At 67.9% G+C, this 15,131-nt stretch carries 6 protein-coding genes; 4 read left to right on the top strand and 2 right to left on the bottom strand.

Going from position 1 to position 15,131, the window contains the following annotated elements; all coding sequences use genetic code 11:
• The first annotated feature begins 159 nt into the window (after positions 1-159).
• Positions 160-951: an SDR family NAD(P)-dependent oxidoreductase gene (locus tag AC5Y4C_RS09280; protein WP_499962426.1), complete on the top strand. Its 792-nt coding sequence runs from the start codon at positions 160-162 to the stop codon at positions 949-951.
• On the opposite strand, the gene otsB is transcribed toward AC5Y4C_RS09280, so the two are convergent.
• Both otsB and AC5Y4C_RS09270 read right to left on the bottom strand, forming a co-directional pair.
• Positions 914-2,077: a trehalose-phosphatase gene (gene otsB / locus AC5Y4C_RS09275; protein ID WP_499962726.1), complete on the bottom strand. Its 1,164-nt coding sequence runs from the start codon at positions 2,075-2,077 to the stop codon at positions 914-916. The two genes, AC5Y4C_RS09280 and otsB, sit on opposite strands and share 38 nt — an antisense overlap.
• 83 nt (positions 2,078-2,160) lie before the next feature.
• Positions 2,161-3,171 (bottom strand): TIGR03617 family F420-dependent LLM class oxidoreductase, encoded by a 1,011-nt coding sequence (locus tag AC5Y4C_RS09270; protein WP_499962424.1) that lies wholly within the window; start codon positions 3,169-3,171, stop codon positions 2,161-2,163.
• A 636-nt stretch (positions 3,172-3,807) separates the two neighbouring features.
• On the opposite strand from AC5Y4C_RS09270, the gene AC5Y4C_RS09265 reads away from it, so the two are divergent.
• From AC5Y4C_RS09265 to AC5Y4C_RS09255, 3 genes are all read left to right on the top strand, one after another.
• A complete protein-coding gene (locus AC5Y4C_RS09265) occupies positions 3,808-13,011 on the top strand; it encodes a fatty acid synthase subunit beta domain-containing protein (protein WP_499962422.1) in 9,204 nt (3,067 codons plus the stop codon).
• Positions 13,012-13,020: 9 nt separating this feature from the next.
• A complete protein-coding gene (gene acpS / locus AC5Y4C_RS09260) occupies positions 13,021-13,416 on the top strand; it encodes a holo-ACP synthase AcpS (protein ID WP_499962420.1) in 396 nt (131 codons plus the stop codon).
• Positions 13,417-13,498: 82 nt separating this feature from the next.
• Positions 13,499-14,824 carry a dipeptidase gene (locus AC5Y4C_RS09255; protein ID WP_499962418.1) on the top strand — a complete coding sequence of 442 codons (1,326 nt, stop codon included), beginning with the start codon at positions 13,499-13,501 and terminating at the stop codon, positions 14,822-14,824.
• Positions 14,825-15,131 lie beyond the last annotated feature (307 nt).

Here is a 15,131-nt window from a genome sequence, read left to right as displayed (position 1 = left end):
TGGGTGCCGTGTCGGCCAGCGGGTTCCCGGTCGTTCCGAAGCCAGCAAATCAGACGGACGGGTGGTGGTGTCTATCGGCGCGGCGGCGGGTGAATTTGAATCGTTGTGAGGCTTACCCGGCGGCGAATGACTTCTGCCGGCTCCGGGTAGGCCACCCCAATGGTTGACGACAAACCCCTAGCCCTGGTCACCGGATCGTCAAGCGGCATCGGCTTCGAGCTGGCCACCCAGTTCGTCGAACACGGTTACGACGTGGTGGCCGCCGCCGACGACGACGGTATCCATGATGCGGTGCGCCGGCTGTCCACGGGCGGCGCGCGTGTGCACCCCGTCCAGGTCGACCTGCGCACGGCCGACGGCGTCGAGCATCTGTACAAAGCGGCCACCGAGGGCGGCCGACCGATCGCCGCGGCGGCCCTGAACGCCGGCGTCGGACGTGGCGGCAAGTTCGTGGACACGGAACTGGCCGACGAGCTGGACATCGTCGACCTCAACGTCCGCTCGACCGTGCATCTGGCAAAGCTGGTGTTGCGGGACATGGCGGCCCGCAACGCCGGCAAGGTGCTGTTCACGTCGTCGATCGCGTCGACCATGCCTGGCTCGTACCAAGCGGTCTACAACGCCTCGAAGTCGTTCGTCCAGTCGTTCGCCGAGGCCCTGCGCGACGAACTGCGCGACACCGATGTCACGGTCACATCGCTGATGCCGGGGCCCACCGACACCAATTTCTTCGCCCGGGCCAAGATGCGCGACACCCCGGTGGGCCGCATGCCCAAGGACGATCCCGCCAAGGTCGCCCGACAGGGTTTCGACGCGATGATGCGCGACGACCAGAAAGTGGTCGCGTCGTCGCCGATGAGCAAGCTCACCGCCACGATGAATCAGTTCCTGCCGGACGCAGTCACCGCGAAGCTCAATCGCCTGCTGTCGCTGCCATTGCCAAATCGCTGATCCGGTCGAGGAATTCGCGCACTTCGTCGGGATTCTCCAGGGTGAATCTGGCTGCCGAGCGGCGATCGCCGTCTTCGCTGTGGCGCACCAGAATTCCGATGCCGTCGTCACGCACGGCGTCGAACGCGTCTTCGTCGGTCAGGTCGTCCCCGATATAAATCGGGAGCACATCCGGTCCCTCGGATGCCGCGATCTGCCGACGGATCCACGACAACGTCGTGCCCTTGTTCCAGTCGACGTCGGGCCGAAGCTCGATGACCTTGCGGCCGTTGGTGACACGAAGTCGCTCGCGCCGGCCGATGCGATGCGTGCTGGCCGCGACTTCGCCGATGTGCTCGTCGTCGACGTCACGGTAGTGTACGGCGACGGCAAAACGCTTGTGCTCCACCCGAATTCCCCTGACCGACGCCAGCGTCTCGCGCAGTTCCTCGGCCGCCTGCTCCAGCACTGGCACGGCGGCCGCGGCGTCGTCGTTGCGGCGGTAGCTACCGTCGGGCGCCACGGACTCGAAACCGTGGCTGCCCGCATACCACAGGCCGGCCACCCCCACTCGGTCACGGATATCAGACAGGTCGCGACCCGACAGGATCGCGACCGGACACCGCGTCGCCAATCGGGCAAGAGCCTCTGCGGCACCGTCGACCAGCCGTGCGGTGTCCGGGTCGGGCACGATCGCCGACAGCGTGCCGTCGAAGTCCAGACACACCGCGGGGCGATGGCCGTCGATGATCTCGGCAATCTGCCCAAAGGACTCGAGCGCGTCGGGAATCTGAGACATCGGGCGGTCGCCCGTGCGCACCCCGACCTCGCTTAGGTCGCCGACCACGGCGTCGGCGCCGCGTTCCAGCAGCGTGGCGCGATTGTCGCGGTCGAGCCCGATCACCAACGAGAAACCCCCGTTTCGAGCCGCGGCTATCCCGTCCGGGGTGGCGTCGACGACGACGGAGCGTTCGGCCCGGGCGCCCAGCTGCCGCGCCGTCTCACGAAGCCGCGACGCATTCGAGGGACCGGGCTCGGCAACGGCTGTGCGGACGTCGACGCCGTGTAGTCGGCCGACCAGTTGATCGACCGAATCACCTTGCGCCACCTGGAAAATCACGGCATCGTGCAGGCGCGGATCGATCATGACCCGCGGTGACGCATCGCCACCCGTCTGCGAGGTGATCACGCGGGAATCCTTACACACCGCACGGGACGCGACGTCGTTTGCTAACCCGCGTGCAGCGCCGCGGTAAGGGCCCGGATGTCGGCATTGGGAATCTCGTAGCCCGGGAAGTACACGCAGACGCGCTGGGCCACATCGCCGAACCTGGTCAGGATTTCGGCGGCGCAGTCCTCCGGCGTGCCCCGCACCGCGAGCGTGGTCAACAGGTGGTCGTCCACGAGATCGGTCATCGCGGCGATGTCGCCACGCTTGGACAGGTGGTTGAGCTGGGGTTGCAGTTCACCGCGGCCTTCGACCTCCAGCACAGGCACGTAGGCAGGAGTGGATCCGTAGAACGCTAGCAGTCGGCGCACTCCCATGCTGGCGGCCTCCAATTGGGACTCTGTGCGCCCGACGGCGGCGATCACCTGCGGGACGATGTCGAAGTCGGCACGGCGGCGGCCTGCGCGGCGCAGACCGTCGTCGACCGCCGCGAGTGTCCGCTCGCGGAAGTGGCGCGCCGAATGAAACGGCATCACGAGCAGCCCGTCGGCCACCTCAGCGGCGGCCCGGGTCATCAATGGGCCAAGGGCACCGAGGTAGATCGGCGGAACTCCGTGCGGGTTCGGGCCTGGGTCGAACGTCGGGGTCATCAACGTGTGCTTGGTGAATTCGCCGCGAAATTGCAGCGGTTCGTTGTGCTGCCAGGCGGTCAGGATGGCCCGCACGGCAAGGACGGTTTCACGCATCCGCGCGGCGGGACGGCTCCAGCTGCTGCCGTAACGGCTTTCGATGTGCGGCCGGATCTGCGAGCCCAGACCAAGGCGGAAGCGACCGCGCGACAGCAGCTGCAGGTCATAGGCGGCATGCGCCAGGTGCATCGGGCTGCGCGGCAATGCGATCGCGACGTTGGTCATCAGCTCCAGATCCGTGGTGGCTGCGGCAGCGGCGAGCGGAAGGAAGACGTCGTGCTGGCCCTCGAAGGTGAACAGGCCGTCCACGCCGGTCGCAGCCAGTTCTCGTGCGCGTTCGCCGGCTCGATCCGGGCGGGCGTCGAGCTGAATGTGCACGTGCATCGGCTCAGCTTCGCGGTGCCGACACTGCCGTCGCATCCGCGACACGCCGTCGGGGCGTTCGGATCCGCAGACTTGGGGGACCGGGCCAGCGTGGCCGTCGACATCAATCGCATTCCCGAAGCCGAACTTCGGTCAGTGGGATCAACTGCAACTAGCAGTTTCGGACACAACGCCAGCAAACTTTTTTCACCGATTTCAGTGAACAATTGTCGACTGATTGCCCGAGCAAGTGCTTGCCCGGCCATCGTGAGCTGACGCGGGCGTCGATAAATTTCTTCATAACGATTTGGTAACAATCATGCTGTGAACAGCGCTGTTGTAGCTACTCGACCGTAACCACCGGCACGCAGGCGGTTTGTCGCGCAACCTCCGGAGCCCGAATCGGCGCCTTGTTACAAACTCGACGGTTACTTATGCGTAGAACTCGCCAGTAACCATTCTTGTGGGCGTGACCGGCCAATTTCTTATGCCACTCTTATTGCAGTCAGCGGGGCGAGCAGAGCCGCGGCGGACCGTCGCCGGCGCGCCGCGGCCGGCAGGCACCGCTGAAGATTCGACGGGGAATCGCAGCACCCTTCGCGACGCAGCGCAAGGACACAGGCGAGACACGGAAACGATGCTGAGGAGACGCGACACGTGACGATCCACGAACACGACTGGGTGCCCGCTGGCCGCGACGGCGATTCCCCGACGCCGGCGTCCAGCCACGCCCTGGTCGATCGTCTCAGCGCCGGCGAACCGTACGCGGTGGCGTTCGGCGGGCAGGGCAGCGGCTGGCTGGAGAACCTCGAGGAACTGGTGTCGTCGGCCGGCATCGAAGACGACCTGGCGGCTCTGGTGGCCGAAGCCGAGGTGATGCTGGCGCCGATCGCCGACGAACTCGTGGTGGTGCGTCCGATCGGGTTCCAGCCGCTGCGCTGGGTGCGGGCGCTGGCCGCCGGTGAGCCGGTGCCCACCGCCAAGCAGCTGACTTCGGCTGCGACGTCGATGCCTGGCATCCTGCTCACCCAACTGGCGGCCATCCGCGCGCTGACCCGCCAAGGGATGGATTTCGCCGCCACACCGCCTGTGGCCTGCGCCGGACACTCCCAAGGTGTGCTGGCCGTCGAGTCGCTGACCACCGGCAGCACCCACGACGCCGAGCTCATGGTGCTCATCCAGCTGATCGGAGCCGCCTGCACGCTGGTGGCGCGCCGACGCGGCATCTCGGCGCTGGGTAACCGCCCGCCGATGGTGTCGGTCACCAACGCCGACCCGCAACGGATCCGAGAACTGCTCGACGAGTTCGCCAAGGACGTCCGTACTGTGCTGCCGCCGGCGTTGTCGATCCGCAACGGCCGGCGCTCGTCGGTGATCACCGGCAGCCCCGAGCAGCTGGCCCGCTTCGAGCTGTACTGCCGGCAGATCGCCGACACCGAGGCCGCCGAACGCAAGAACAAACTGCGTGGCGGCGCCGTGTTCAACCCGACCTTCGAGCCGGTGCAGGTGGAGGTCGGCTTCCACACCCCGCGGCTGTCCGACGGCGTGACGATGATCGACCGCTGGGCCGAGACGATCGGGCTCGATGCCGAGCTGGCCCACGACATGGCCGAGTCGATCCTCGTGCGGCCGGTCGACTGGGTGCAGGAGGTCGACAAGCTGCACCGAGCCGGGGCCAAGTGGATCCTCGATCTCGGGCCCAGCGACATCCTGACGCGCCTCACGGCCCCCGTGATCCGCGGCCTGGGCGTCGGCATCGTCCCGGCGGCCACCCGCGGCGGACAGCGCAACCTGTTCACCGTCGGTGCCGTTCCGGAGGTCGCGCAGCCGTGGGCCAGCTACGCCCCGGCTGTGGTCCGGCTGCCCGACGGGGCAGTGAAGCTGTCGACGAAGTTCACCCGCCTCACCGGGCGCTCACCGATCCTGCTCGCGGGCATGACGCCGACGACCGTAGACGCCAAGATCGTCGCCGCGGCCGCCAACGCCGGGCACTGGGCCGAACTCGCCGGCGGCGGGCAGGTCACCGAGGAGATCTTCACCAAGCGCATCGAGGAATTGCAGACGCTGCTGGAGCCCGGCCGGGCGATCCAGTTCAACTCGCTGTTCCTCGACCCGTACCTGTGGAAGCTGCAGATCGGCGGCAAGCGGATGGTGCAGAAGGCGCGCCAGGCGGGCGCGCCGATCGACGGTGTCGTCGTCAGCGCCGGCATCCCCGAGCTGGAAGAGGCCGTCGAGCTCATCGACGAACTCCGCAGCGTCGGCATCTCCCACGTGGTGTTCAAGCCGGGCACCGTCGAACAGATTCGCTCGGTGATCCGCATCGCCGCGGAGGTGCCCACCAAGCCGGTGATCGTGCACATCGAGGGCGGTCGCGCGGGCGGCCACCATTCCTGGGAGGACCTCGATGACCTGCTGCTGACCACGTACTCCGAGTTGCGAGCCCGCTCCAACATCACCGTCTGCGTCGGCGGCGGCATCGGCACGCCCGAGCGCGCCGCGGAATACCTGTCCGGGAAATGGGCCTTAAGCCATGGCTATCCGCTGATGCCCATCGACGGCATCCTGGTAGGCACCGCGGCGATGGCCACCAAGGAGGCCACCACCTCGCCGCAGGTCAAGCAGATGCTAGTGGCCACCCAAGGCACCGATCAGTGGATCGGAGCCGGAAAAGCTCAGGGCGGCATGGCTTCCAGCCGCAGTCAGCTCGGCGCTGACATCCACGAGATCGACAACGCCGCGTCGCGGTGCGGTCGGCTGCTCGACGAGGTGGCCGGCGACGCCGACGCCGTGGCGGCGCGCCGCGACGAGATCATCGCCGCGATGGCCGCCACCTGCAAACCGTATTTCGGTGATGTCGGCGAGATGACGTACGCGCAGTGGCTGCGCCGGTACGTCGAATTGGCTGTGGGAGAAGGGAATTCGACGGCCGACACCGCTTCTTCCGGCACTCCGTGGCTCGACATCAGCTGGCGCGACCGCTTCGAGCAGATGCTCAAGCGCACCGAAGCGCGCTTGCATCCCAAGGATTTCGGGCCGATCGAGACCCTGTTCGACGATCCGCAACTGTTGGAGCGGCCGCATGACGCAATCGCCGCGTTGCTGACCCGCTTCCCCGACGCCCAGACCATCCAGCTCCATCCGGCCGACGTGCCGTTCTTTGTCGAGCTGTGCAAGACCCTGGGCAAGCCGGTCAACTTCGTCCCTGTCATCGACAAGGACGTGCGCCGGTGGTGGCGCAGCGATTCGCTGTGGCAGGCCCACGACGCCCGCTATGACGCCGATGCGGTGTGCATCATTCCCGGTACCGCAGCGGTTGCGGGCATCACCCGCGTCGACGAACCCGTCGGCGAGCTGCTCGACCGGTTCGAGCAGGCGGCCATCGACCAGGTGCTGGCGTCCGGCACCCAGCCCCGACCGGTGCTGTCCCGGCGGCAGGTTCGCAAGGACGTCTCCGGCCCGCTGGCCGTGGTCCTGGACGCCCCGGACGTCGTCTGGGCCGGCCGCATGGCCAGCAATCCAGTGCACCGCATCGCCGACCCGTCCGACTGGCAGGTGCGTGACAACCGTTCTGCCACACACCATTCCACCGGTGCCCGGCTCGAAGTGACCGCTGACGACCAGGTGGTGCTGTCTGTTCCGCTGTCGGGCACCTGGGTCGACATCAGATTGACGCTCACCAACGTGGTACGCGACGGCGGCGCGCCTGTGGTGTCCGTTCAAGACGCCTCTGCCGCGATGCGTTCGGTTCTCGCGATCGCCGCCGGCGTCGATAGCCCCGATGCAATGCCGGCCGTCGAGGACGGTGCTGCCCGGATCACGGTCGCGTGGAATCCCGAGGAGGTCGCCGACCACACCGGCGTCACGGCGACGTTCGGCGCGCCGCTGGCGCCGACGCTGAGCGTCGTACCCGACGCGCTCGTCGGCCGCTGCTGGCCCGCGGTGTTCGCGGCGATCGGCGCGGCCACCACCAGCAGCGGCTTCCCCGTCGTCGAAGGGTTGCTCAGCCTGGTGCACCTCGACCATGCCGCGCACCTGCACACCACGTTGCCGACGCAGGCTGTCGAATTGAGCGTCACCGCAACGGCTTCCGAAGCCACCGACACCGAGGTCGGTCGGGTGGTGCCGGTCGAGGTCACCGTCACCACGATGGACGGCACGCTGCTGGCCACGCTTCAGGAGCGGTTCGCGATCCGCGGCCGCACCGGCTCATTGGAGCTCACCGATCCCCTGCGTGCCGGAGGCGCGGTGTCGGACAACGCCACCGACACGCCGCGTCGGCGCCGCCGCGACGTCACCGTCACCGCACCCACTGACATGCGGCCGTTCGCCGTCGTGTCGGGCGACCACAACCCGATCCACACCGACTTCGCCGCCGCATTGCTGGCCGGGTTGAAAGGCCCGATCGTGCACGGGATGTGGCTGTCCGCGGCGGCTCAGCACGTCGCCGCCGCCACCGACGGGCAGGCCAGGCCGCCGGCACGGGTGATCGGGTGGACAGCGCGGTTCCTGGGCATGGTGGAGCCCGGTGCCGAAATCGACTTCCGCGTCGACCGGGTCGGAATCGACCAGGGCGCGGAGGTTCTGGAGGTCGCGGCCCGCGTCGGCTCCGAGCTCGTCATGTCGGCCACCGCACGGCTGGCCGCACCGAAGACCGTGTACGCATTCCCCGGCCAGGGCATCCAGCACAAGGGCATGGGCATGGAGGTCCGGGCCCGCAGCAAGGCCGCCCGCAAGGTCTGGGACTCCGCCGACAAGTTCACCCGCGAGACGCTGGGTTTCTCTGTGCTGCATGTGGTTCGGGACAACCCGACCAGCCTGATCGCCGCCGGGGTGCATTACCACCACCCCGACGGTGTGCTGTATCTGACACAGTTCACTCAGGTCGCGATGGCCACTGTCGCGGCCGCGCAAGTCGCCGAGATGCGGGAGAAGGGCGCGTTCGTCGAAGACGCGATCGCGTGCGGGCACTCGGTGGGTGAATATACCGCGCTGGCATGCGTGTCCGGGGTCTACGAACTCGAGGCGCTGCTGGAGGTGGTGTTCCACCGCGGCAGCAAGATGCACGACATCGTGCCGCGCGACGAGCTGGGCCGGTCCAACTACCGGCTGGCCGCCATCCGGCCGTCGCAGATCGACTTGGCCGACAAGGACGTCCCGGCGTTCATCGACGAGATAGCCAGGCGCACGGGCGAATTCCTGGAGATCGTCAACTACAACCTGCGCGGTTCGCAGTATGCGATCGCCGGCACGGTGCGCGGCTTGGAGGAGTTGGAGAAAGAGGTCGAGCGACGCCGCGAGATCACCGGTGGCAAGCGGTCGTTCATCTTGGTGCCCGGCATCGACGTGCCCTTCCACAGCTCGGTGCTGCGCGTCGGCGTGCCGGAGTTCCGCCGCTCGCTCGAGCGGGTCATGCCGCGGGACAAAGACCCGGACCTGATCATCGGGCGCTACATCCCCAACCTGGTGCCGCGGCCGTTCTCCCTGGACCGCGATTTCATCCAGGAGATCCGCGATCTCGTGCCGGCCGAGCCGCTCGACGAGGTTCTCGCCGACTACGACACGTGGCGTAACGAGCGGCCGCGTGAGCTGTGCCGCAAGGTCGTCATCGAGCTGTTGGCGTGGCAGTTCGCCAGTCCCGTGCGCTGGATCGAGACGCAGGATCTGCTCTTCACCGAGGAGGCCGCCGGTGGGCTCGGGGTCGAGCGGTTCGTCGAAATCGGCGTGAAGTCCTCGCCGACGGTGTCGGGACTCGCGTCGAACACGCTGAAGTTGACCGAATATGCCCACAGCACAGTGGAAGTGCTCAACTCTGAGCGCGACGCGGCGGTCCTGTTCGCGACGGACACCGACCCCGAACCCGAGGCCGATATCGACGAGGTCGTCGAAACAGCCTCTGCGCCCGCAGAATCCGCGCCCGCACCGGCGGTACCGACTGCCCCGGCTAATTCGCCGCGGCCGGACGACATCCCGTTCGACGCCTCCGACGCTACGCTCGCGCTGATCGCGCTGTCGGCCAAGATGCGCATCGACCAGATCGAGCCACTGGACTCCATCGAGTCGATCACCGACGGTGCGTCGTCGCGGCGCAACCAACTGCTGGTCGACCTCGGGTCCGAGCTGAACCTCGGCGCCATCGACGGCGCCGCTGAGGCCGACCTGTCCACGCTCAAGTCGCAGCTGACCAAGCTTGCGCGCACCTACAAGCCGTTCGGGCCCGTGCTGTCCGACGCGATCAACGACCAGCTGCGCACTGTACTGGGCCCGTCGGGCAAGCGGCCCAACTACATCGCCGAGCGCGTCCGCAAGACGTGGGAACTCGGCGACGGGTGGGCCAAGCACGTCACGGTCGAGGTGGCACTCGGCACTCGGGAAGGCAACAGCGTGCGCGGCGGCAGCCTCGGCGGCCTGCACGACGGCGCGCTCGCCGACACCGCGTCGGTCGACAAGGTGATCGACGCGGCCGTGGCCGCGGTGGCCGCACGCCGAGGCATCGCGGTCGCGCTGCCGTCGGCCGGCGGCAGCGGAAACGCGACCGTCGACGCGGCGGCACTCTCGGAGTTCACCGAGCAGATCACCGGACGCGACGGCGTGCTGGCCAACGCGGCCCGACTGGTGCTCAACCAGCTCGGCCTCGACGACCCGGTCAGCACACCGGCGACGGCCACCGACGCAGAGCTGATCGACCTCGTCACCGCCGAACTCGGTTCGGACTGGCCGCGATTGGTCGCGCCGGTGTTCGACGGGCGCAAGGCCGTGGTGTTCGACGACCGCTGGGCCAGCGCCCGCGAAGACCTGGTGAAGATCTGGCTGATGGACGACGACGAGGTCGACGCCAACTGGGCAGCGCTGGCCGAGCGCTTCGAGGGCGCCGGGCATATCGTCGGCACGCAGGCCACTTGGTGGCAGGGTAAGGCGCTCGCTGCGGGCCGCAACATTCACGCGTCGCTGTTCGCCCGTGCCGCGGCCGGGGCGGAGAACCCCGGCAAGGGAACCCACAGCGACGATGTCGCAGTGGTCACCGGCGCGTCGAAGGGCTCGATTGCGGCGGCCGTGGTGGCGCGGTTGCTCGACGGCGGCGCGACGGTGATCGCGACCACCTCGCGGCTCGACGACGACCGGTTGGCGTTCTACCGCGCCCTTTACCGCGACCACGCGCGTTTCGGCGCGGTGCTGTGGGTGGTGCCGGCAAACATGGCGTCATACTCCGACATCGACGCGCTGGTGTCGTGGATCGGCAGTGAGCAGACCGAAAGCCTTGGGCCGCAGTCCATTCACGTCAAGGACGCGCAGACGCCGACGCTGCTGTTCCCGTTCGCGGCGCCGCGCGTGTCCGGTGACCTGTCGGAGGCCGGTGCCCGCGCCGAGATGGAGATGAAGGTGCTGTTGTGGGCCGTGCAGCGGCTCATCGGCGGGCTGTCGACCATCGGGGCCGAACGCGACATCGCGTCGCGGCTGCACGTGGTGCTGCCCGGCTCGCCGAACCGAGGCATGTTCGGCGGCGACGGCGCCTACGGCGAGGCCAAATCCGCACTCGACGCGGTGGTGTCGCGGTGGAAGGCAGAGACGTCGTGGGCGCAGCGCGTGTCGCTGGTGCATGCGCTGATCGGCTGGACCCGTGGCACCGGGCTGATGGGTCACAACGACGTGATCGTCGACGCGGTCGAAGAAGCCGGCGTCACAACGTATTCCACCGACGAGATGGCGGCAATGCTGCTGTCGCTGTGCGACCCGGAGTCGCGGGTGGCCGCGTCGATGGAGCCGTTGCGCGCCGACCTTACCGGCGGCCTGGCCGACGCCCAGCTCGACATGGCCGAGCTGGCCGCCAAGGCTCGTGAGGAAATGTCAAGCGAGACAGCGGAATCGACGACGGACGATGCCGGCACCATCGCTGCCTTGCCGTCGCCGCCGCGTGGCTACACCGCGGCACCGCCGCCGCCGTGGGAAGACCTCGACGTCGACCCGGCCGATTTGGTGGTCATTGTCGGTGGCGCGGAACTCGGTCCGTACGGCTCGTCGCGTACCCGCTACGAGATGGAGATCGACAACGAGCTGTCGGCGGCCGGTGTTCTGGAACTGGCGTGGACCACCGGGCTCATCAAATGGGAGAACGACCCGAAGCCCGGCTGGTACGACACCGAAACCGGTGAACTGGTCGACGAATCCGAGCTCGTCGAGCGGTACCACGATGCGGTCGTGGAGCGCACCGGCATCCGCGAGTTCGTCGACGACGGCGCGATCGACCCGGATCACGCATCGCCGCTTCTGGTGTCGGTGTTCTTGGACAAGGACTTCACGTTCGTCGTCTCCAGCGAGGCCGACGCGCGGGCGTTCGTCCAGTTCGACCCCGAACACACGGTCATCCGGCCGCTGCCGGACAGCACGGATTGGCAAGTGACCCGTAAGGCCGGTACCGAGATTCGCGTGCCGCGCAAGACCAAGCTGTCGCGGACCGTCGGCGGACAGATTCCCACAGGGTTCGACCCGACCGTGTACGGGATCACCCCGGACATGGCCAGCTCGATCGACCGGGTGGCGCTGTGGAACATCGTCGCCACCGTCGACGCGTTCCTGTCATCGGGCTTCACCCCGGCAGAGCTGATGCGCTGGGTGCACCCGAGCCTGGTGGCCAACACCCAGGGCACCGGCATGGGCGGCATGACGTCGATGCAGACGATGTACCACGGGAACCTGCTCGGCCGGAACAAGCCGAACGACATCCTGCAGGAAGTGCTGCCGAATGTCGTTGCCGCGCATGTGGTTCAGAGCTACGTCGGCAGCTACGGCGCGATGATCCACCCCGTCGGGGCGTGCGCCACCGCGGCGGTGTCGGTCGAGGAGGGCGTCGACAAGATCCGGCTGGGTAAGGCCGAACTGGTGGTGGCCGGCGGCTTCGACGACCTCACGCTGGAGGCGATCATCGGCTTCGGTGACATGGCGGCCACTGCCGACACCGAGATGATGCGCGCCCGAGGCATCAGCGACTCAAGGTTCTCTCGCGCCAACGACCGGCGCCGGTTGGGCTTCGTCGAGTCGCAGGGCGGCGGAACGATCCTGCTGGCGCGCGGCGACCTCGCGGTGAAGATGGGGCTGCCGGTGCTCGCGGTGGTGGCGTACGCGCAGAGCTTCGGCGACGGCGTGCACACCTCGATCCCGGCGCCTGGCATGGGTGCGCTCGGCGCCGGACGAGGCGGCAAGCAGTCGGTGCTGGCGCGGTCGCTGGCCAAGCTCGGCGTGGGTCCCGACGACATCGCGGTGATCTCCAAGCACGACACCTCGACGCTGGCCAACGATCCCAACGAGACCGAGCTACACGAGCGGCTCGCGGAGTCGCTGGGCCGGTCCGACGGGGCGCTGCTGTTCGTGGTGTCGCAGAAGAGCCTCACCGGCCACGCCAAGGGCGGCGCGGCGGTGTTCCAGATCATGGGACTGTGCCAGATCCTGCGCGACGGTGTCGTTCCGCCGAACCGCAGCCTGGACTGCGTCGACGACGAGATGGCCGGCTCCGCCCACTTCGTGTGGCCGCGCGAAACGCTGCGGCTGGGGGAGAAGTTCCCGCTGAAGGCGGGGCTGGTCACCAGCCTGGGCTTCGGGCACGTGTCGGGTCTGGTCGCATTGGTGCACCCGCAGGCGTTCCTGGCCACGCTGTCGGAGGAGCAACGGCGTGACTACAAGCAGCGGGCAGATGAGCGGGTGATGGCCGGTCAGCGGCGGCTGGTGTCGGCGATCGCCGGTGGGCAGCCGCTCTACGAGCGGCCCGCGGACCGCCGCTTCGACCACAACGGGTCCGAGAAGCGCCAGGAGGCCGAGATGCTGCTCGATCCGACGTCGCGTCTCGGCGACCGGGATGTCTACACCCGCTAGGTTGCCTTTATGGCGATAGTGGGGTTGGGGATCGATCTGGTCTTCATCCCCGATTTCGCGGAGCAGGTCGACCAGCCGGGAACGGTGTTCGCGGAGACGTTCACGCCGGGGGAGCGCCGCGACGCCGCCGACAAGAGCTCGTCGGCGGCACGGCATCTGGCTGCGCGCTGGGCCGCCAAGGAGGCGGTGATCAAAGCGTGGTCAGGGTCACGGTTCGCGCAGCGGCCGGTGCTGCCGGAGGGGATCCACCGCGATATCGAGGTAGTCACGGACATGTGGGGACGGCCGAAGGTGCGGCTGTCCGGCGCGATCGCCGAGCATCTCGCTGACGTCACGATCCACGTGTCGCTGTGCCACGAGGGCGACACCGCCGCCGCTGTCGCGGTCCTCGAGGCCCCCACTTGATCCCGCGAGCAGACGCTAACTCGCATCTCGCGACCTAGGATTATGCGATTCAGCGTCTGCTCGCGCGGCTAGCCTCGATGCCATGAGCGATATCGTCGAGCGCGTCCGCGATCTCCTGCCCTCGGTGCGCCGCGATCTGGAGGACCTGGTGCGCATCGAGTCGGTATGGGCCGACCCGGGCCGCCGCACAGAAGTGCAGCGCAGTGCGCAAGCGGTCGCCGACCTGTTGACAGCGGCCGGATTCCACGACGTGGAGATCGTCGCGGCCGACGGCGCACCAGCGGTCATCGCCCGCCACCCGGCCCCGCCCGGCGCGCCGACGGTGCTGCTCTACGCCCACCATGACGTGCAACCCGAGGGCGACCACGCGCAGTGGGCTTCACCGCCGTTCGAGCCCGACGAACGTGGCGGCCGGCTCTACGGCCGCGGCACCGCCGACGACAAGGCAGGTATTGCAACGCATTTGGCTGCTTTCCGTGCGCACCAAGGCAATCCGCCGGTGGGTGTCACGGTGTTCGTCGAAGGCGAAGAGGAGTCGGGCTCGCCGTCACTGCACAAGTTGCTCGACGCCCACAAGGACAAGCTGGCGGCCGATGTGATCCTGCTGGCGGACTCGATGAACTGGAGCACCGAGGTGCCGGCGCTCACGGTGTCGCTGCGTGGGCTCGTCGACTGCGTCGTGGAGGTGGCGACACTCGACCATGGTCTGCATTCCGGCATGTGGGGCGGGGTGGTGCCCGACGCGCTGATGGTGCTGACGCGGCTGCTGGCGAGCCTGCACGACGACGAGGGAAACGTGGCCGTCGCCGGCCTGCATGAAGGTACTGCCGCGGAACTCGACTACCCACCCGAGCGGGTGCGGCAGGAGACCGGCCTGCTCGACGGCGTTCGGGAGATCGGCAGCGGCACTGTGCCGCAACGGCTTTGGGCCAAGGCCGCCATCACCGTCATCGGAATCGATGCCACTCCCATCGCGAAGTCGTCGAACACGTTGATCCCTCGGGCGAGGGCGAAGATCAGCCTGCGCATCGCCCCGGGCGGCGACCCGGGGGCGCACCTCGATGCGCTCACGCGCCATCTCCACGACCATACGCCGTGGGGTGCGAAAGTGACCGTCACGCCGGGGGATATGGGCCTGCCGTATGCGATCGACGCCACCGGCCCGGCCTACGACGCTGCGAGGGCAGCGTTCCGCGAGGCGTGGGGCGCCGACCCCGTCGACATGGGTGTCGGTGGATCGATCCCGTTCATCGCCGCGTTCGCCGAGGCCTTTCCCAACGCGAAGATTCTGGTCACCGGAGTGGAAGACCCTGCGACACAAGCACATAGCGTCAACGAAAGCCTGCACCTCGGCGTGCTGGAACGTGCCGCGATCGCCGAGGCGCTGTTGCTGGCGAAGCTGGGTTAGACGGACAAGTCGGGTGAACCGCTGCCGAAACTTTGGAGTTGCCGCGTCAGCCGTTCTTCGTCAGGCCGATAACGTAGGTTTCCGACCCGTGAGCAGTCAGAACCAGCGAGGTGTTATCGATTGAGATCTTTCCATCGTCTGAGGTCCAGGTATTGCCCTGCAAGTGCGCTGTAAATCCCGCCGCCTGCGGTGGAGCCAGATGCATGCAATTCGGTCCGCAGGGGGTAACGGTGTAGACGACCGTGGAACCTTCCTGATATGTCGACCCCCCGTCGAGCATGGTTCCCGTGTAGGACCCCGGCGTGAG

The organism is Mycobacterium sp. NGS35, assembly GCF_059812855.1.
The sequence above is the reverse complement of the archived record's forward strand: the minus strand, read 5'-3'. Positions and strand labels throughout refer to the sequence as shown.

Excerpts from the sequence above, each read along its gene's own strand:
- AC5Y4C_RS09280 (WP_499962426.1), top strand. The coding sequence starts at position 160 with ATGGTTGACGACAAACCCCTAGCCCTGGTCACCGGATCGTCAAGCGGC.
- otsB (WP_499962726.1), bottom strand. The coding sequence starts at position 2,077 with ATGATCGATCCGCGCCTGCACGATGCCGTGATTTTCCAGGTGGCGCAA.
- AC5Y4C_RS09270 (WP_499962424.1), bottom strand. The coding sequence starts at position 3,171 with ATGCACGTGCACATTCAGCTCGACGCCCGCCCGGATCGAGCCGGCGAA.
- acpS (WP_499962420.1), top strand. The coding sequence starts at position 13,021 with ATGGCGATAGTGGGGTTGGGGATCGATCTGGTCTTCATCCCCGATTTC.
- AC5Y4C_RS09255 (WP_499962418.1), top strand. The coding sequence starts at position 13,499 with ATGAGCGATATCGTCGAGCGCGTCCGCGATCTCCTGCCCTCGGTGCGC.